This is a genomic window from Psychrobacillus sp. OK032 (assembly GCF_900111345.1).
Classification (GTDB): domain Bacteria; phylum Bacillota; class Bacilli; order Bacillales_A; family Planococcaceae; genus Psychrobacillus.
The window spans coordinates 1-19,581 of record NZ_FOGY01000014.1; the positions used below are offsets into that span (position 1 = coordinate 1).

Consider the following 19,581-nt stretch of genomic DNA (forward strand, 5'->3'; position numbering starts at 1 on the left):
CTTCGCCAGCCGTAGAATCAGTATAGACAGTTTTTCACCATTTTCATTCTCTGTGGTGAAGCGCTGATTTTTGCGCTTCATGGATGGCTAACGGGTGCTTTAGTTAAGCAAGACCATCATTACGATGGTCTGTTTTTTATCCGAAACATGAAGTAGTTCGTAGAAATTCATTGTGAAATGTTACACTTAAACTAACGAAGCAGTTTAGTTTAATAAGGAATACTCACTGAAGAATTTAGATTATAGTTAATATAAAGATTTTATATAAAAGGAGGTTCTTGAAATTGACTACAATAGGACTTATAAGGCACGGAATTACTGAATGGAATGTACTTGGTAAATCACAAGGAATATCAGATATTCCTTTAAATGAAATAGGGAAACAACAGGCATTGGCATTGGCAAATAGACTCTCTTTAGATGAAAAATGGGATATTATTGTGACAAGTGATTTATCACGTGCCAAAGAAACTGGACAAATAATCGCTTCTAAACTAAATTTGCCTATTAGTAGGTTTGACGAAAGAATCCGTGAAATTAACTGTGGAGAAATCGAAGGAACAACTGAGGATGAAAGGTTAAATAAGTGGGGTAGTAATTGGAGGAAATTGAATCTTGGAATGGAAGAGTTTGAAAATGTATCTAAAAGAGGTTATGAGTTTTTATTAGAATTAGCTACTATATATAGTGATAAAAGAGTATTGGTAGTAAGTCATGGGGCATTGATTGGTCTAACCTTACAAAAAATACTACCAGAAAAATTCCCAAGTACACATATAGAAAATACATCATTAACTATTCTTAATATTAAAGATAGTACGTGGGATTGTACGCTTTATAATTGTACGCAACATTTATGTGAATAAGGTAATTCTCTTATTCAACTAACGGGTGCTTTAGCAGTACAAGAGACTGCCTTTAGAGGTAGCTTTTTCTTAACAGACTAACGGTGCAGGTTAGTGGAAGAAGAAAATGTTTTTAATCGAAGGGGAGAGAAACTTAATCAAACAAATATATGCTTTTGAAAAGAAACTTGAGTATGAGAAGTATCAAGATATTATTCAAAGATTTGGTAAGAAACTAAATGAGTACCAAAAAATACTCGAAAATGAATATGCTTTGACAGAACTACCAAAAGGAATTTTATGGACTACCGAAGAATTAGCGACTAAGGTTTTTTCTGATATACCTATACCAGCCTACACAAATAAAGATTTAATTTATATGTCACCAGATATAGAAACTTGGCGGAAAATTCTTGTAAGACAATTAGACGAAAAAGCACTTCCTAATGTACAAAAGTTTTATGAAAGCTACTCTGAAAACCAGATATTTGTCATATTAGCACACGAACTAACTCACCATTCTGATTTATTTTTAGATGAATTTGAAGATGAAAGAGAAGATAGTATATGGTTCGAGGAAGGAATGTGTTTTTATCTACCTAGAAAGATATTATTAAGTGAGAAGGAATTCAATGAAATAACAAATGCAGAAACCGAGTTATTTGAAGCTTTCAAGGACAAATATGGAAATCATTCATTAGAAGACTTTGGCAGCAGTTCATACCTAGGTAGCTTATCAAGTATTATGTTTGATTATTGGCGAAGTTATCTTTCTGTAAAGTATTTAGTAGAAGTTCGTGCAAATAATGATGTGAAGTTGGTTTTTGATACATATCATAGATGGCATAAAGAAGGTAGAAAAGTGCCATTAACGGAGTACTTTAAATTGAGTCCCTTATTCAACTAACGGGTGCTTTAGTGAAGATTCTGCAACCACTATAGGGTAACTTTTTAATATTGATATTAAATATTTCCGAGAATGAAGCAAAAAGTAATGGGTGGTGATTAGTATAGAAGCCTTAGCAATTATTCTGTTTTTATGGGTTTTTTTATGGTCTATTACAAAAACGTTAGAAAAATTAACAGATAAGATTACAGAGAATCAAGATAAGCAGTATAAATTATTAGAGGAAATAAAATCAAAATTAAATGACAAATTAAAATAGAAGATTGTATTTTATAAAAGGTATAATAATATGATTCCTTATTCAACTAACGGGTGCTTTAGTTATACAAGACCATCAATTCGATGGTCTATTTTTACGGAATGAATGTAAGGGAGGAGAGCTAACTTGGAAATTACAACAGAAAGATTAATAATTAGACCTTTTAAGAGTACGGATTTACAGGATGTATTTGCTATTTATAATAATGATGATACATGTAAGTTCCTATTACATAATAAGTGGACTCATGAAGATATGCAGACAAGATTTAATAAGAAGCTAGCAAACGGTGTACTCACTAAAGAATCAATGTTAAGTTTGGCAGTTATATACAAGAATAAAGTAATTGGTGATCTATCCGTATGGTATACAGATATGAAAGATACTGTTGAGATTGGTTATAGTTTTTCAAATGAAGTAGCTGGGAGAGGTTTGGCAACAGAAGCAGTAAGTAGTTTGGTATTTAAATTATTTGATGAATTTAATGTACATCGTATACAAGCTAATCTTGATGCACGGAATAAAGCTTCACAAAAATTGTGTGAACGAATAGGCATGAGAAAGGAAGCCCATTTCATAAAAGATTTTTGGAATAAAAATGAATGGACAGATAGTATTGTATATGGAATGTTACCCTTCGATTTGTAGTAATAGACTTAGTTATTTTATTCAACTAACAGGTGCTTTAGTTAAACAAGTGCTACCTGTAAGGGTAGCTTTTTCTTATTGAACTAACGCAGCAGTTTAGTTGAAGAAGAGAAGGTGAGTTTTTATGTCTCATTTGATACTATACGTACTAAGCAATTAAAAAGGGCAATCAAATATAGATTGCCCGTAGAATTATTATTTCTCTGGAAAGTCTTAATGTAGTGGTGGGGGAACAAGCCAACCTTTATTATTTTCAATCGTAACAATTTGGCACCTAGTTGAGCTTTAACCAGATGGAATTTACCATACATTAAACTGATATCTTCTCTAATGGACATTCCCATAGCTTGACTGCAAGCAACTAAACCTACAGCTACATTCATTGAAATAAAAGTGTAGGAAGCATAATGAAAAAAGCTCTGCAAATTACATTAATCGTAATTTGTAGAGCTTTTAACATCATATATTACTTTGGACATAGGACAGACGTTGGGCAATTTCATTTGCGATTTTCATGCCATGGAAGCGTCCATCTTCAATGTAAACACGATTAGTAATACCACTCGTTACAACTCCAGAAAGAAAAACGTTCTCGACATTTGATTCATACGTCTCTGGGTTAAAGGAGGGTACTAATGTAGAAGAGTTTGTTTGAATCCCGATGCTTTGTAGCATTGAAATATTTGGTTGGTATCCGATGAGGGAAAATACATAGTCATTTTGTATTGTAACTGTTCCTTCAGGAGAATTGATGCTAATAGTTGTTTCATCGATCATTGCAATAGTTGAATTCGGATAAAAGTTTATTTGTCCTTTTTTAAGAAGGTTACGCATATCTAACACTAAGGATGGTTTAATACCTTCTAAAACAGTTTCTCCACGGTGCACAAGTGTAACATGAGCTCCGTTACGATAAAGATCAATAGCAGCTTCAATAGCTGAATTTTTACCGCCAATAACTGTAACATGTTGTCCGTAATAATGATGGCCCTCCTTATAATAATGGGAAAGCTTTGGTAAATCTTCTCCTATCACATCTAGCTTTCTAGGTGTATCGAAAATTCCTGTTGCAATTACTAGCATATTCGCTTCATATGGAATATTATTTCCATTACTATCTTCTGCATAGACGGTATAAGATGCTGTGTTTTTAAAAATTGAAGTAACTTTTTGATAGCACTTAATGTTAATTTCTTGTCTTTCAGTTACAAGGCGATAATACTTTAATAACTCCGTTCGAGATGGGCGTACATCTTGAGATAGAAATGGAATGTTGCCAATTTCTAAGCGGTCAGACGTACTATAGAAAGTCATATGTAATGGACAGTTAACAATCGAGTTGACAATCGCCTCTTTTTCAATAATTACATAAGAAATTCCATTTTCTTGAAGAGCAAGACCCGTTGAAAGACCACAAGGACCGCCTCCAATGAAACAACATCATACATATAGTTCATATCCTCCTAAAATTACCTATATAGAATATTTAATCCTAACCAGTATGCTCAGACAGATAAGATTAAATACTGAAAAATTATTTTATTATTAATGGGACATTGGCATCCATTTTTCACTTGGTGGGGAAATCTATCAATTCAAAGAAAATGATGAACTCAATCTTGAATGATTTCGACTAGTATATAAGCAGACCTCCGCAATTTTTAATGAATTATTTGAGCAAAATGACGACTTGTTCCTTGTAACGAATGTATATAAGCACAAAACGAAAGAGAAACGTACAAGAAAACTGAAGGTATACCAACCGTTTCTGAGATGTAAAAATGATTTGAAAAGAATTCAGGTGAAAACTTACCCTTATCCCTTCGAGTTGGACGAAGCAGAAGTTTTTGAGATGCAACAATTTTCCTTGCTGTGTAAACGAGAAGACATACGTGTGAATGAATTACTTAAGGCAGCGAGTAATGAGGATTATCCTTTGACACCTGAGTTTGGGAGATACTCCATTGATTATCCCGATGTTTTCTTTGTGAACATCACAAAAGATATTATTTTCTTTGTTTACGACGACCGAGGGTGCGAAGTCATAGCCCGTGAAGCAGACCAGATACGTCCACTTTATGAGAGATACTATGATTGGGTAGAAGAAGTTGATAGAAAAAGGATTGAAAGAGGGTTAGGAGAAAGAGGAATAAAAAATTAATAATGACTTTTCATCTAATTGTCTTGTTCAACTAACGGGTGCTTTAGCAGAACAAGGCTGTCTTAGACAGCCTATATTTTTATTCAATTATACTCTTTCATTTATTGCTGTTTTTTAAAGTTTAATATAAATGAATATCTGTGAATAACCGGTCTTGACGCAGATGGATTATATGTTCGAGCCAATTATAGTGGAATGTGAGCAACAGGTTATGATATCTAACCAAACGAAGTAAGGAACGATGTCTCGACAAACTAAACTAGAATACTAAACCTTTACATAACTAGATTGACTATGATTATTTAATTTAAATCAACATATAGATAGATATTCTGGTTTCAGACTAGAACTTTTTACCAATATACATCCATACCCGAATCCAATAGAATGGATAAGATAGTTTTTACAAGATTCTTAATAGAATAAGGAGAGCAATGAAGTGAAGAAATGGAAAGTTTTATCGGTAGTCATTATGTTAACTGTTGTTATGATGATAATGCCTAGTAAAAGCAATGCTGCTTCCCTGTCAGAAACAGAGAAGCTGGTTCAAAAAGCGGAGAATGCTGCAACTGCATTAAAATGGGAAATCTCTTTAGAGCATCGAAAAACATTGTATACAGATCCTATTGCATTACCGAATATGAACTTATATAATGCTACAAAACGTGCTAGTCAATTAGCATTCAATGCAATTAACACGTTACCTGCAAAGGAAAAAGTTAAATTAACTAAAAGAATGGAGAGCAACGTAGACATACATTTTAATAGGGCAATGGCTTATATTGACGCTGTGAGATCTGGACAAAAGATTGCGGTTAAAACAAGTGACTTAAATGATGCGTATCGATTAAATCCGTTAGGTACGCAAACCGAAAAGGCTTATCATGATTTATCGAGCGAGATTAGAAAGCAAGCGATATTGCTATATCGTGTATATGGTAAGTCAACTAGAGATGCGATTTTAGAAAAATATAAAAGTCCAGGGGAAAAAGCCAGACAATCTAGCATGTATGTAATAAGTGCAAAAATAGAAATTGACCAGTTTCAGCGATCAATTGCTAATAATAAAACCAAAGAAGAACTTCTCTTGACCGCCAAGCAAATTCAAGCGACTGTTAATAAAATACAAGATGAAAACGCTCGACAACTATTACTTACAAAATTAGATGCGGCTAAAAAGACGATTCCAGGAATCAGTCTGCTAGATTATGATGAGTTCTTTTATTTACCGGATTTAATTCGGAAGGTTGTTATTCATCCATCTCAGCCTATTATTTATGCTTTAAATGAAAAAAAAGATGTTCTAGAGATTAACTATAAAACGGGTGAAATTCGGCGGCTTACAATGAATCTAGTTCCCGAAACTATTTATTTTTATAAAAATGAGCTTTATGTCGCTTTACTAAAAGGCCCACGTAGTCCTTACGGGCAGGTTCAAAATCAAGAAGGGGCAATTGCAATTATTAATACTGCTAATTTCACCTTGACGGAACAGTTTGATATTCAAATAGATCCATTTGATATTGTCGCAGATGACAAGGCCATATACGTATCAAGTGCTTCAGATGAAACGGGAAGTATTCGGGGGTATTCAAGAGAAACATTACTGGAAACTTCCAAAGCCGTCTACATTAGTAATGAAAGTTATTTAGAAATGCATCCAAATTTAGATAGACTTTATGCCATTGATACGAATGTTAGTCCTAGAGATGTGGAAACTCACTTTATTGTAGATGGTAAAATAAAAAAAGGATACGATTCACCTTATCATGGTGATTATCGATTTCATACAAATATAAGCATTTCTCCGGATGGAAAATATATTTTTAACGGTTTGGGTGTCGTTCTGGTTGCTTCTGATGCACAGGCAATGAATATGACGTATCTAACAAAACTAAATACGCCGTTTGAACAAATTACCTATAACTTGAATGATGGATTGTTCTATACAAGTAATAGAAAAAATCTAGAGGTTTACAATTACGAAACAATGGAAAAAGTTAATAGTTATACAATGAGTGGATATATCAATAATATATTTTATCAAAATGGGAGATTAGTGGTTGTTACCACTGAAGTATTATATTCTTCAAAACTCCCAAAAAACGCTATAAAAACATATAAGGTTGAAGGGGATGAAATTATACAGTAATGGAAGGTTATTTCTGAGAAATCGATTTAGGGAAAAACAATAGAAATCACCTAGAAAAAGGGTACTAATCGAATAAATGATTGGTACCCTTATCTTTATCCATCTAAAAGCAAAAAAGGCGTATTCTGTTTCTTTCTATATATCTAAATAAATTTTATATAGTTTCAATAAAATAATTAGCGCAATTCTCCTGCATCAAATAAATAGCCTATAAATTCTTCATGTAGAATTCTATACATATGGCTAGAACGGATATTGTCATAGAAGCAATAAATTGAATAATGAAAGAATAATGCTTTGTTCAGCAGATGTTTTAGTAAAAGAGCTGTTAGGACTACAAAAAACAGATATAGTCTAGGAATTTTTACCAATATACATCCCTACCTGAATCTATTAGAATGGATAAGATAGTTTTTACAAGATTCTTAATTGAATAAGGAGCGCAATGAAGTGAAGAAATGGAATTTTTTATCGATCATCATTATTTTAGCTGTTTTTATGATGATAATGCCAAGTAATAACAGTGCTGCTTCCCTGTCAGAAGCAGAGAAATTGGTTCAAAAAGCGGAAAATGCTGCAACCGCATTAAAATGGGAAATCTCTTTAGAGCATCGAAAAACAATGTATGCAGATCCTGTTTCATTACCCAATATGAAATTATACAATACGACAAAAGTTGCTAGCCAATTAGCATACCAAGCAATTAAAACGTTGCCAGTTCAAGAAAAAGCGAAATTAACGAAAAGAATGGAAAGCAACGTAGATATCCATTTAAACAGGTCTATGGCTTATATTGACGCTATCACGTCCGGTAAGAAGATCATGGTTAAAACAGATAACTTATATGAAGCGTATCGATTGAATCCGCTAAGCGATCAAACCGAAAAGGCTTATCATGATCTATCTAGTGAGATTAGAAAGCAAGCGATCTTACTATACCGTGTATATGGGAAGTCAACAAGAGATGCGATCTTAGATAAATATAAAAGCCCAGGGGAGAAAGCTAGAGAATCTACAAAATCGGTCATCAGTGTGAAAATGGCAATCGAACAACTTCAACAATCTATTGCCAAAAATAAAAACACGGAAGAATTACTTTCAAGCGTTATGCAAATGGAAACCACAGTAAATGCCATACAGGATGAAAACGCTAGACAGCTTTTACTTACAAAACTAGATCAAACTAAAAAGAACATTGAAGGAGACAGTCCGCTTGATAAATCGTTCTTCTACTTATCTGATTTAACTCGAAAAGCTGTTATACATCCCTCTCAGCCTATTATTTATACGTTAAATGAAAATAAAGATGTTTTAGAAATCAACTATGAAACGCGGAAAGTTCGGCGGCTTACAATGAACTTAGTGCCCGAAACAATTTACTTTCAAAATAATGAGTTATATGTCGCCTTATTGAAAGGGACACGTAGTTCCTATTGGTGGAAAGAAAATCAAGAAGGGGCCATTGCCATTATTAATACGGCTACTTTTAAATTGGAAGAGCAGTTTAATATTAATATTGATCCATTTGATATTGTCGCAGATGACAAGTCAATTTATGTATCAAGTGGTTCAGGGCAATGGGGAAATATCATAGGATACTCAAGAGAAACGCTACTTGAAACGTCAAAGAGCGACTCCGTTTATGATAAGAGTTTTTTAGAAATGCATCCAAATTTAGATAGACTTTATTCTATTGATACAACTTTAAGTCCAAGAGATGTGGATACCCACTTAATTGAAGATGGTAAAATAATAGTAGGATATGATTCACCTTATCATGGGAATTACGAGCTGAATACAAATATGGCTATTTCTCCTGATGGAAAATATATTTTTAACGGTTCTGGTGTCATTATGATTGCTACGGAAGCCGAAGCAACGGATATGAGATACCTAATGAAACTATATACTCCTTTTGAACAAATTACATTTAACATGAAGGATGGATTTTTCTATACAAGCAATGGAAAAGGTATAGATGTTTACAATTACAATACTATGGAAAGAGAAAAGCATTATGACATGAGCGGAAAGATCCAAAACATATTTTATCAAAACGGGAAATTAGTTGTTGTTTCAGTGGAAGAATTATATTCTTCCAAACTACCAACTTATGCTATAAAAACGTATAACGTAGTAGGAAATAAAGTTATTCAGTATTAGTAATGGTAAATTTGTGCAGTTAATTTAGGGTATAGTCATAGAAAATACAATATAAGATCACATAGAATAGGGTACCAATCGGATAATGATAGGTACTCTTCTTTTTATCCTATTTTTAGCGTGCAATAAGGCGAACGAAAAAAAGGAAGGGTAACGAGTGTTCATGTGCTTTGAAAACTATTACAAACAATAACATCATGTAACACAACAAAAGAACTCACCTTCAAAAGAGGCCTATTTAAATAACATGTCTATTTGACAAGTCATATACAACTAAATTAGATTATCGGTAGAGGGTTTTGTCATTTCGCTAACTTTTTCAGTTAAGTCGTTCAGCTTTTTATCTATGCGGTCAAACCCCTTGTTCATGCCGTCCAGATCTTCATCGAGTTTGCTATCCATCTTACCAAGAGTACTATCCATCTCACGCAATAATGCTAAAATCTTTTCACTATTTATCTTCTCTGTTTCCATTTGCAATCACCTCCTATTCAATATAAGAGAATTCATCAGGAATATCATATGATGTAGATAAGGGCTTGTGAGAGACTTTTTACTTTATCTTTATGAATAATTTACCCCTACTATTTGCCTCTAAACGCAGTATTTCTGATAAGTTATCATTTTATCGATAGTAGCAAAATTAACTAGGTTTTTGATAGGTGAAGTCAACTGTCGTTTTTGAATATCATCACTAGGACACAAATATATGGTACGCCGGAAAATTAAACAATGAACCGGAGGAGTTGAATTATGAAAAGAGGGTTACTATATTGTTTTTGTCTTATCTTCTTGGGTGCTTGTAACCATTACAGTGAACCTTTAATAGAGGGTGAAATGGTTAAACTCATAATTGAATGTAAAGATGGTGAAACGATTGAGATTAATGATCAGAAAATCATCAATAAAGTGCTTAAGGAAATCAACCGATCAAGAAGAGAAGATACACAAGAAATGGAGTTCTCAATTGAACATCAAGCCACACTTGAAAATAGCGATGGAGTGACAGAATCCTTCTATTTTTTTAGTGGTGGGAAAGCCCTAGTGTCTGGATACTATGTTCACTCAAACATTGATGACTTTTGTGGGAAAGATTAATATTGGGAAGGGTTACAGCAAATCAATTATTATCAATTAATTTTTAGGACATTAATCAATATAGTGGCATTGCTAATGTGAACGAATGGCTTGAAACTTAAATGCCGTTCTTCAACTAACGAGGTGCTTTACTTCAAGAAGGAGTAAGCCTATTTCTTATTGAACTTACGCAACAGGTTCATTAATTTTATGGAGGTTTTTATGAAAATAAAAGAAGTAGATAGCAAAGTGATAATAGATGACTTTGAATTTTATGGTCAAATTGAACAAGAAAAATATTGTCCGAAATGCAAGTTTAATTTCGTTTATTATGATGATTTTGATACGTATTTTTGTCCTAAATGTAATAGTTGGATTGAATCTAAATGTAGTGACCCTAATTGCAAATATTGCCCTAATAGACCAGAAAAACCTTTATCTCGCAAGTAGTGTTATTCAACTCCCATGAAAATTAGTTCTTCAAGAAATGAAAAATGACAATACTTAAGAAGACCCCTACTTAATCGTAAAAAAAAAGAGGAGAGCGTAAATAAGTCTATGGATTACGGTTGACTGGATTAAGGTCAGTATCAGTATTGACACTTCCTAACCATTTTCATTCTCTGTGGTGCAGCATTTTTTTGTGCTGCATGGATGGCTAACGGGTGCTTTACTTCAAGAAGAAGTAAAGCCTTTTTTCTTATTGAACTAAAGCGGCAGAAGAGTTGAAGAAGAATGATTATATAAATAACGGCCTCATCAAGATACTTGATAAGGCAAAGGTTCATTCTTTTTTAGATTTTTCACGTTCATTTTTTTGTTTTAGCTTTAACCAAAAATCGGGTGGTTCATAGTTAATTAAAGAATAATCAAGTTCAGCTCCATTTGTTGCTAACTGAACTAACAAGAATTTCTCCTTATTACTCGGGTGTATATCTGCTGTTTTAATGTTTATAACCTCCACTCCTGTTCGTTTAGGTGTTCCGACAACAACAACTTGATTTCCTTTTGTATAAACATCTGTGATATTTGTTTGAAACACAACTATATACAGGTCAAGGTCTGTTTCATTTGCAGCAGTATTAAAAGCAATACCTACATCCTGTTGAAAATTTAATTCAGCTGAAATTCCAATGGCATAAAAAGGGAATATGCGGTGGAGAGAATAGTGTATTCGAGAAGGAATATAGCTCCATCTCCCACCCCAAAATGTGCTATGCCAGTGTTCTTCATATATTGGTCTAATATAGTTCGGTTCGCTTTTTATTACTTTGAAAGGAATTTTTGTTCCTTTTTTTAACACTTCTGAAATAGGGATAACATCGGTAGGGAAATGCACCTCTGTTCCTTTTTCAAATGGGAAAGGTGAATCAAGAATAGTGGTAGGTTTAGGTGGTTCGAGGCTATCTAAACGTTGTTCCAATTTGTGAATTTGTTCATGTTCACTTTTATCACTATTCGGTTGCGAGTAAGATAACTCCATCGATTTTGTATTTATTGACTTACTGTAAACAAATAAGCTTAAAATAATTGAAATACAAATAATATAACCAATCCTTGTTTTTAACATATTCTAATCACCTCACCATATTATCTGCTTTTACGAGGGAGTTATGCGTAAGATTAGTTGTTCAACTAACGTAGCAGGTTACTTTAAGATGGATGGATACCTCTTTCTAATTTGGGAAGATTAGAAAAGAGGTGAATTTATCTTGAAAAAAATGTATGTACTGATTTTAATCATATCTTTATTTACTTTGGTGTCATTTGAAGCTTATGCACAGCCTAAAAATTGTCCTGTATTAAGTGAATTAGAGAAAATATCGCTTAAGGATAAAAAAGAGGTAATAGAAGCGTTAAATACTTTAATACCAAAAACTTATGGAACTGGATTAGAGGATTTACCTGACATATATACTAAGTGGAATGTAGTAACTGCCAAACCTTTTCCTAAAACAGTTGGTAATAAAATAGAAGAAGGCTATTTTGGAATGGCTAAAACCTTTTGTGGCAAAGAAATTGCTGAAAAGTCATGGCTTGTACGTTTAGATTTCCCCAAAGCACCTGGAGCTGACTTAGCCCAAGGTCAAATATTTTTAGCTAAAAGTAAGGAAAAAGGGTGGTTTGTTTGGTTTCGATATCATTAAACTGCTATTTCTTATTCAACTAACGAGGTGCTTTAGTCAAAAGGAGCAACGTCCTTTAAGACGTTGCTCCTTTTTCATTTAAAAGTACTTCTGATAGTACTCTTTTCTTAACCTTCCGCTTAACTGAGCATAGATCTTGGTAGTTTCACTTTTCTCATGCCCCATAAGACTTTGTATGACTTCGGGTAGGAGCACCATTATTCAACAAATGAGTTGCGTAGCTGTGTCTAAGTTGGTGTGGGTGAATCTCTTTATTAATTTCCGCACGATTGGAGATCCGCTTGATGATGTATCGCATTTGTGCGACACTCATTTTATGTGGTTGCCTTGTTGTCACAAAGATAGCTGAATTATGATCATTACGGCTTTCCATATAGCGTTTAAGCCATATATCGCAACGTGTATTAAAATAAACTTCCCTTTCCTTATCGCCTTTTCCTCTAACGATAGCAGATTGATTGGACCAATTAATATGGTTCTTTTCCAACGCCACTATTTCTCCAATTCTACCCTTCAGTTGATTTGTATCCAGCAATTCCATCTCTACATCCTTAAAATAATCAATTAGTAGCAAAGACTGTAACTGATAGGCCTTCAACGTTTGTGACGAAAAGCCCTCTATTCGTTTATCGGATTCAAACGAAGACCATGCTTTTGACAGTAACAATTCCATTCCCCCTAAAATAGTAATTTTAAAAGGATTATTGCCAACTTAATAGAATTATAGACATAGGATGTTTTTTTACTAATGCAGCAGTTTAGTTTAAGAAGAGTTGAATTAATGAATACCAAAATAGATTTTTTCGTCTAATTGAAAAGGAGGTTAAAGTATTATGAAATTAAAATTCTTATATTTAACTATAACAGTATTTTCGATAGGGATAATCATTGGTTGTACAAATAAACAAGTTATAGAAGAAAATACAAATGATACGGATAATTATGGAGACGTAAGGGCAGTAGCATGGGAATTTATAAATGAAAAAGGTTGGAATGACAGGGCTAAAGAAGATTGGCAAAGTGCGAAAGTGAAAAAAACGATTGCTGATAATAGCTATGAATTGTTGGATAAAACTTATGATGGAAAAGAGGTGTTAACCGTTTCTTTTGAAGATAAAAATAGTGTTGTAATCGGTACACCTTCAATCCTCGTTGACCCCGATTCCAATGAAGTAATTGGCTATATGCCAAGTGAATAAATTAACTGTTATTAAACTAACGAAGCAGGTTAGTTCAATAAGAAGGGTATTTTGCAATTGTGTCGAATAAGTTAATATATGTAAAATATTGAACAAAAGGGGTGCTTTACTTCAAGTCTGGGGGTTGCACTTTTTTCTTGAACCAACGCAGCAGGTTTATTCAATAAGCACTATTATGTGAAACGTGGAGAAACTACCTACAAAATAGATTGTAGATGAACAAAATATGGTAGTTTTTTTATAAAGAAATATAAAATGGAGGTTGTTCTTAATGGAAAAAAAGAAAGTAATAAATGTTCCTGAATCTATTTTATTAGTTAGCTCCTTTTTTATGTTTATTTTCATTTCTAAATATTTGGTATTTATACCTGAGTTAGAATACTTTTTTGAAAGAGATTCCTTATGGTTTGCTTTCCCCCTTATTACATTAATAATAGGAATCTATTCTTTTCTGAATAGAGAGATTTAAGTAGAATTTAGAATAGCTTCAAAAATCATAAAACCAAAAAACGGTGAATATTTAGGAAGTACAAAAGAAAATAAATAACATCTTATTAAGCTAACGGGTGCTTTACTTCAAGAAGTAATAAAGTCTTTTTTCTTATTGAACTAACGCTACAGTTTAGTTGAGGAAATAATAATACATTTAACGACGGAAATGTATGAAGGCACTCGCAATATAAAACCGCAAGTGGGGAAATACATTCTCTTGCGGTTTGCAACGGTTGCTTATTCTCAACAAATGTAACCTATGATAGTCTTAGGTAATCAAGATTTACCAGTTTTATTTAGAAGGGAGGCAGAAAGAAGTGCTTATTGAAATATTAGCTAATATTGGTTTGACGATTAGTGGATTCATTCGTGGGATGCCAAAGGAAGAAAAAATTAATAGAAACATTGATATACTAAAAACAACAGAGTGGTTTCATAACGTTTATCAAGAAAATGAAGAGTTCTTCTTAAAAGATGATACAGTTCGTTATATTATCGGATGGAACAATGTTGATAAGTCATTAAGAAGTGAAAAAAGAACAAATAAGTTACGTGTAAAAATATTGGATGCCTTAGATGACAGATAGTAGTTTAATTGAAAAATTGTTATAAGCAATATGACTTCCTAATGCAGAAGCCCCATTATTAGGATTAATATCAACATTAATCTTTAACAGAGCCTATCATAAAGAAAAGTCCTACTTCATCAAATAATGTGGTGCGATTCTTCAATAGAGCAATCGCTATTTTCATTAACGAAGCAGTTTAGTTGAAGATGGATGTTTAACTTGTGTTCAACAATCGGGCCAGATTCTCGAATATGGAAATGTCTATTTTAAGAGTATTGTAAATAAAGTCTGTAATGATTGTTCTTAAATTAATCCAAGTTAGTACAAATAGAATTTCAATATTAATCAAATATTATATTATCTTTTAAATCTAATAAGAGCATATTTTGATAAATCTTTTATCAAAATATGCTCTTTCTAATTGTTATTTCAAAGCTGATGGTGCTAATTCAATTAAATAGTTAGAAATGAATAATATAACATCTTTTAGATAGCTGAAACTTTATTGTAAATATGCTTGTTTAGGCTTCTGTTCCATTGTTTTATGGCTGGTTTATATAAAATTTTCTTTAGTTTCAAATAAATTGGTTGCACGAATGTTTCATGTGTGTATATAATGTGGCTATAGTATATATACATTATATAAGGATATGAGAAATTTTATGGAAATTGGTCTTCGATGACAATTCACGTTATTGCTATACTGTTTCAAGCAAGCGTTACAGGGCATTATTTCAAGTGTGTTTTCAAAAAAGTAAAGAAGAGGTATTGGCATGCAAATAATTATTTCCAACAGTTCAAAGGAACCGATTTATGAACAAATTACGAGTCAAATTAAATCTTCTATTTTAGCAGGTGAACTACAGGAGGGGGCAGCAATACCTTCCATGCGTAACCTCGCAAAGGAACTGCAAATTAGTGTTATAACGACGAAGCGTGCCTATGAGGAATTGGAGAAGGCGGGCTTTATCTATTCCATTGTCGGAAAAGGGTCTTTTGTTGCAGAGCAAAATTTAGAGGTTATAAGAGAGAAGAAGCTGAAGGTCATTGAGGAGCAACTGAGTGCTGTCATAACGAATAGCAGAGAAATTGGCCTGTCACTTGATGAACTACAGCACTTATTAAAGATTTTATATGAGGAGTGAAATGAATGGAGAATGTGGTTGAATTTACAAATGTAACGAAAAAATTTAAAGATTTTTCCGTTAAAAATATTGATTTACAAGTGAAGCAAGGCTTTGCAACGGGGTTCATTGGAGCAAATGGTGCTGGTAAGTCGACAACGATAAAAATGATGATGAATCTATTAAGACCAGATGTTGGGGAAATTAAGCTTTTCGGTTTGGATTACATGAAACATGAGAAGGCGATTAAGGAGCGCATTGGGTTTGTGTACGATGGCAATGTGTATTTTGAAGGGCTGAACTTAAAAGATATAAAACGCATTGTAGCACCAGCTTACAAACAGTGGGATGATACACTATTTTATCAATATGTTGAAAAATTCAAATTACCGCTTAATAAAGCAATGAAAACTTTCTCGAAAGGGATGCAAATGAAGGCGTCATTGGCGATAGCACTATCACATCATGCCGAGCTGATCATTATGGACGAGCCAACAGCAGGCTTAGACCCCATTTTTAGACGAGAGCTGTTGGATCTTTTACAGGAATTAATGATTGATGGAAATCGTACCATTTTCTTCTCTACGCATATTACAACAGATTTAGACCGTATCGCAGATTATATAGCTTTTATTCAGAGTGGGGAATTAGTATTTAATCAGTCCATTCACGACGTAGCTGAAAACTATGCGCTCGTTAAAGGAGGATTGGATCTTCTGGATAGAGACACTGAAAAGGCATTTATTCATGTTCATCGTGCATCAACAGGATTTGAAGCATTAACGGATAATATTAAAGCAGTGAAAAATATCTTCGGAGACTCAGTTGCCATTGATCACGCCTCTCTGGAAGATATCATGTATTACTTGAAAGGAGGAATACATCATGTTTAATTTAATCAGACGTGATGTCATACTACAGAAAAGACAGCTATTACTCTTTATTCCTTTTATCGTATTCTTTATCATTATGGAAGCAAATCCAGCTTTGATTTTTCTAGTTGCAAGTCTTATTATTCCCTTTAACACTTATGTTTACGATGAAAAAGTAGAGACAAACATATTATTAAATTCCTTACCTTACACACGTACGGAAATTATCGCATCACGCTATCTTGGTGCTATTATTTATATGGTTTTAGCAATCGGGGTGACAAGTCTAACATTATTTGCTTTCAATAAACCTTTTACGATGACTGACATTGCGATTAGTTGTAGCTTATTCTTATTATTTGCTGCGTTTACCTTTCCATTATTTTATATATTTAAACCAGGCTATATTTTTCCGATTATAATGATTAGTTTTCTCCTTTTAGCAGGTATAGGACCGACTATTATGTTGTTTTTAGCTGAACATTTAACCCCAATAACTGATTTTATTTTTAATTTATCCGTCCCTGCTTTATATACAGGAGCGACACTTGGTATCATGATAGTCTATGTTATTTCTTGGGGGATTACGAATATCATTTACCAGCGAAAAGCGTTCTAAGTGTCTTCTTCAACTAACGGGTGCTTTAGTTAAACAAGAGGCTGCCTGTAAGGGTAGCTTTTTCTTATTGAACTAACGCAGCAGGTTAGCCGAAGAAGGAATTTTCACATTTTTACTTGAATATATTTACGAAAAGACTATAGATGGAGGGCTGTTTATGGCATTTGTTTCAATCTGTACTATCGGCAGGCTAAACCACCCCTATGACCACCCCGCCTCTCGTAAATTTTTTCAAGTGGGAAATGAAGTATATCGTCAGGCAACTAAATCAGGACTTATAGAGGCGTTTTCACCTGAAGGAGTCGCTTTCCCAGACGATATCGTAAAGGGAAATGGTTCTCCTATTCTCACACTAACTGTATGGAGAAGCCTTCAATCCTTATATCGCTTTACTTATTCAGGACAGCATATGCAAGCATTACGAGATAGAAGTAGATGGATCGAGCCATATCCAGAGAACCACCTTACTTATGTAGTTTGGTGGACAGAAAAGGAGAAGGATGTCTCATGGGAGGAGGCATTCAAGAGATACAACTATTATATTCAGCATGGCCCCACTCCTTTTGCATTTGATTTTAAGCATGCATTTGATGAAAAAGAGAGGTATTCTTGATTAAGTAGCAGGGTCACCATTAATTTAAATGGGAAATTATCCATTTAAATTAATGGTGACGTTAAGGGATAAATACACCTTCCTGAGACATTTTTATCGCCACTTTAATAATTCTGGAGGCAATTGTGAAGTATTACACTTAAATTATCGGGTGCTTTAGTTAAATAAGATATCCTAAAAAAATTCTGAGGAGGCATAGCATGAAACAATATAAAATCAGAATTACTCCGTATAGCTCCAAATACGCAGAACAAACAGTGGATATGTGGCGAGATAGTAAGGAACAGGCTATTGGCCAAAAAGAAATTCACGACTTTGAAAATCACGTATATTTTTTAAATCATATATTACCTGAACAGTTTCAAATAGATTTAGCGTTAATTGATGAAGAAGTTGTTGGAATGATTGCCTATAACGATAGGGAGATAAGCCAACTATATATTCATCTAGAGTATCAAGGAATCGGTATAGGTCGAACATTACTAGATAAAGCAAAAGCACAATCAAGTGGGAAATTAACATTGTACACATTTGAAGTAAATGAAAAAGCACAACGGTTTTATGAAAACCATGGGTTTGAAATCATAAGTAGAGGTCATGAAAATGAAGAAAATTTACCAGATATTCAATATGAATGGATATCCAAATAAATGATGTTATTTGGGCTTTTAGTGATAAAAAAGTTAGCATTATAAAGATCTTGGGTTGAATAGGTAACTCTTATTGATTCATTAAAAATGGGGAGTATCATATATGCAATTTTTAATAGGGCTCATTTTAGGATTCTTAACTGGCAGATGTAATCCAAAAGAAGCAATAGAATAAATTCAAAACTACTTAAACTAACGGGTGCTTACTTCAAGAAGGAGTAAAGCATTTTTTTAAAACTGAAGCCGCAGTTTAGTGCAACAAGGAGTATCGTCAGATTTATGCGGATTTACAACACTAAATAAAGAAATATTACCAAACACCGCTTTGGTAACTTTTGATTTATACTTAATATAAAACGATTTTGGGAGGTATTAATTTGTTATATAGTCCAAAATGGAGTAAAGCAAAAAAACAATTAAAAAGCTTCACTTGCGAATCTTTGCGTTCGAGAGTGGACTTTCAGGTCATTAATTATAGACGTGCGCACGACCAGTTAGGTAGAGCCGTCATTACTGTAGATAAAGTAGAAAAGTTAAATATGTGTACAATCACAGCAGAGAGAGAAGAATATTACAGAGAAAGAGCTATACAAAAACAATTAGACGATTTCAACTTTGATGACGTATCTAATAACCTTGCCATTCAAGAGAAGGCACATCAATCATTGAAAAACGAAGCAATTTATGCACAATATGATTTCTTTTCTGTTTTAGAAAAATATTTCAACGCGTCTATAGAAGATTGTTTAGACTCATCCGATAGTTTATTTAAAATATTATGTCTTTTGGACCGTCGTATTGGGAAACGAACGTTAAAGAAAATGAATGACACCATTGCAAGTGAACATCCGTTAGTCCAAGACTTCTTTAAACTACGTTGTGAAGCAGAAAATGTAAGAGTCGTCATTTAAAACGATTTATTTATGAATAAGCATACATCACTTTTAAAATAACGTTCCCAAATAAACGTTTGGGATTACATATAACCTCTTAGAATCTTGATTTAACAGCGTTCTAGGAGGTTTCTCTTTATTTAACTTTAAACAGCTTTTTATGCAAAGTCGTTTGAAGATGGATACCACAA

At 33.4% G+C, this 19,581-nt stretch carries 22 protein-coding genes and 2 pseudogenes; 19 read left to right on the top strand and 5 right to left on the bottom strand.

Annotated features, from left to right (window positions below):
* Positions 1–284: 284 nt before the first annotated feature.
* The 4 genes from BMZ04_RS20190 to BMZ04_RS20200 all read left to right on the top strand — a co-directional run bounded on the left by BMZ04_RS20190 (position 285) and on the right by BMZ04_RS20200 (position 2,659).
* Positions 285–866, top strand: a complete 582-nt coding sequence (locus BMZ04_RS20190; protein ID WP_093276844.1) for a histidine phosphatase family protein — start codon at positions 285–287, stop codon at positions 864–866.
* 106 nt (positions 867–972) lie between these two features.
* Positions 973–1,752 (top strand): hypothetical protein, encoded by a 780-nt coding sequence (locus BMZ04_RS20195; RefSeq protein WP_093276848.1) that lies wholly within the window; start codon positions 973–975, stop codon positions 1,750–1,752.
* Positions 1,753–1,846: 94 nt separating this feature from the next.
* Positions 1,847–2,011, top strand: coding sequence for a hypothetical protein (locus BMZ04_RS22530; RefSeq protein WP_177184522.1), 165 nt, complete (start codon positions 1,847–1,849; stop codon positions 2,009–2,011).
* A gap of 126 nt (positions 2,012–2,137) precedes the next feature.
* On the top strand, positions 2,138–2,659 hold the full coding sequence (locus BMZ04_RS20200) for a GNAT family N-acetyltransferase (protein ID WP_093276851.1): 522 nt from the start codon (positions 2,138–2,140) through the stop codon (positions 2,657–2,659).
* A gap of 213 nt (positions 2,660–2,872) precedes the next feature.
* Here BMZ04_RS20200 and BMZ04_RS20205 read toward each other — a convergent pair.
* Together BMZ04_RS20205 and BMZ04_RS20210 are read right to left on the bottom strand one after the other, a co-directional pair.
* Positions 2,873–3,048: pseudogene (locus BMZ04_RS20205) on the bottom strand (DUF3231 family protein); the annotation flags it as partial.
* A gap of 70 nt (positions 3,049–3,118) precedes the next feature.
* On the bottom strand, positions 3,119–4,090 hold the full coding sequence (locus BMZ04_RS20210; RefSeq protein ID WP_093276854.1) for a YpdA family putative bacillithiol disulfide reductase: 972 nt from the start codon (positions 4,088–4,090) through the stop codon (positions 3,119–3,121).
* Between the two features lie 226 nt (positions 4,091–4,316).
* Here BMZ04_RS20210 and BMZ04_RS20215 point away from each other — a divergent pair, with 226 nt between their 5' ends.
* From BMZ04_RS20215 to BMZ04_RS20225, 3 genes are all read left to right on the top strand, one after another.
* Positions 4,317–4,820, top strand: a complete 504-nt coding sequence (locus tag BMZ04_RS20215; protein WP_369802701.1) for a DUF3885 domain-containing protein — start codon at positions 4,317–4,319, stop codon at positions 4,818–4,820.
* A gap of 439 nt (positions 4,821–5,259) precedes the next feature.
* Positions 5,260–6,972, top strand: a complete 1,713-nt coding sequence (locus tag BMZ04_RS20220) for a hypothetical protein (protein WP_093276858.1) — start codon at positions 5,260–5,262, stop codon at positions 6,970–6,972.
* 450 nt (positions 6,973–7,422) lie between these two features.
* Complete coding sequence (locus tag BMZ04_RS20225) at positions 7,423–9,135, top strand: hypothetical protein (protein ID WP_093276861.1); 1,713 nt, start codon at positions 7,423–7,425, stop codon at positions 9,133–9,135.
* Positions 9,136–9,408: 273 nt separating this feature from the next.
* Here the strand turns inward: BMZ04_RS20225 and BMZ04_RS20230 are convergent, their stop codons facing one another.
* Entirely contained in the window at positions 9,409–9,609 is a 201-nt protein-coding gene (locus BMZ04_RS20230; RefSeq protein ID WP_093276865.1) for a hypothetical protein, read from the bottom strand.
* 279 nt (positions 9,610–9,888) lie between these two features.
* Here BMZ04_RS20230 and BMZ04_RS20235 point away from each other — a divergent pair, with 279 nt between their 5' ends.
* Both BMZ04_RS20235 and BMZ04_RS20240 read left to right on the top strand, forming a co-directional pair.
* Positions 9,889–10,233: a hypothetical protein gene (locus BMZ04_RS20235; RefSeq protein WP_093276869.1), complete on the top strand. Its 345-nt coding sequence runs from the start codon at positions 9,889–9,891 to the stop codon at positions 10,231–10,233.
* A gap of 201 nt (positions 10,234–10,434) precedes the next feature.
* Complete coding sequence (locus BMZ04_RS20240) at positions 10,435–10,662, top strand: hypothetical protein (RefSeq protein ID WP_093276872.1); 228 nt, start codon at positions 10,435–10,437, stop codon at positions 10,660–10,662.
* A 334-nt stretch (positions 10,663–10,996) separates the two neighbouring features.
* On the opposite strand, the gene BMZ04_RS20245 is transcribed toward BMZ04_RS20240, so the two are convergent.
* Positions 10,997–11,782 carry a hypothetical protein gene (locus tag BMZ04_RS20245; RefSeq protein WP_255368040.1) on the bottom strand — a complete coding sequence of 262 codons (786 nt, stop codon included), beginning with the start codon at positions 11,780–11,782 and terminating at the stop codon, positions 10,997–10,999.
* Positions 11,783–11,933: 151 nt separating this feature from the next.
* Here BMZ04_RS20245 and BMZ04_RS20250 point away from each other — a divergent pair, with 151 nt between their 5' ends.
* Positions 11,934–12,359 (top strand): hypothetical protein, encoded by a 426-nt coding sequence (locus BMZ04_RS20250; RefSeq protein ID WP_255368044.1) that lies wholly within the window; start codon positions 11,934–11,936, stop codon positions 12,357–12,359.
* 78 nt (positions 12,360–12,437) lie between these two features.
* Here BMZ04_RS20250 and BMZ04_RS20255 read toward each other — a convergent pair.
* A pseudogene (locus BMZ04_RS20255) lies at positions 12,438–13,026 on the bottom strand (tyrosine-type recombinase/integrase).
* Between the two features lie 166 nt (positions 13,027–13,192).
* On the opposite strand from BMZ04_RS20255, the gene BMZ04_RS20260 reads away from it, so the two are divergent.
* The 9 genes from BMZ04_RS20260 to BMZ04_RS20300 all read left to right on the top strand — a co-directional run bounded on the left by BMZ04_RS20260 (position 13,193) and on the right by BMZ04_RS20300 (position 19,408).
* Entirely contained in the window at positions 13,193–13,558 is a 366-nt protein-coding gene (locus tag BMZ04_RS20260) for a hypothetical protein (protein ID WP_255368041.1), read from the top strand.
* Positions 13,559–13,829: 271 nt separating this feature from the next.
* Positions 13,830–14,027: a hypothetical protein gene (locus tag BMZ04_RS20265; RefSeq protein WP_093276879.1), complete on the top strand. Its 198-nt coding sequence runs from the start codon at positions 13,830–13,832 to the stop codon at positions 14,025–14,027.
* Between the two features lie 340 nt (positions 14,028–14,367).
* A complete protein-coding gene (locus tag BMZ04_RS20270) occupies positions 14,368–14,637 on the top strand; it encodes a hypothetical protein (protein WP_093276882.1) in 270 nt (89 codons plus the stop codon).
* Positions 14,638–15,392: 755 nt separating this feature from the next.
* Positions 15,393–15,764, top strand: a complete 372-nt coding sequence (locus BMZ04_RS20275) for a GntR family transcriptional regulator (protein WP_093276885.1) — start codon at positions 15,393–15,395, stop codon at positions 15,762–15,764.
* Positions 15,765–15,769: 5 nt separating this feature from the next.
* The gene (locus BMZ04_RS20280; RefSeq protein ID WP_093276893.1) at positions 15,770–16,636 is read left to right on the top strand and encodes an ABC transporter ATP-binding protein; all 867 of its coding nucleotides are present in this window, start codon (positions 15,770–15,772) and stop codon (positions 16,634–16,636) included.
* Positions 16,629–17,234 carry an ABC-2 transporter permease gene (locus tag BMZ04_RS20285; protein ID WP_093276896.1) on the top strand — a complete coding sequence of 202 codons (606 nt, stop codon included), beginning with the start codon at positions 16,629–16,631 and terminating at the stop codon, positions 17,232–17,234. Before BMZ04_RS20280 ends, BMZ04_RS20285 begins: the two co-directional genes overlap by 8 nt.
* A 157-nt stretch (positions 17,235–17,391) precedes the next feature.
* On the top strand, positions 17,392–17,847 hold the full coding sequence (locus BMZ04_RS20290) for a DUF3291 domain-containing protein (protein ID WP_093276903.1): 456 nt from the start codon (positions 17,392–17,394) through the stop codon (positions 17,845–17,847).
* A 200-nt stretch (positions 17,848–18,047) separates the two neighbouring features.
* Positions 18,048–18,497, top strand: a complete 450-nt coding sequence (locus BMZ04_RS20295; protein WP_093276908.1) for a GNAT family N-acetyltransferase — start codon at positions 18,048–18,050, stop codon at positions 18,495–18,497.
* A gap of 377 nt (positions 18,498–18,874) precedes the next feature.
* Complete coding sequence (locus BMZ04_RS20300; RefSeq protein WP_093276914.1) at positions 18,875–19,408, top strand: SF0329 family protein; 534 nt, start codon at positions 18,875–18,877, stop codon at positions 19,406–19,408.
* Positions 19,409–19,581 lie beyond the last annotated feature (173 nt).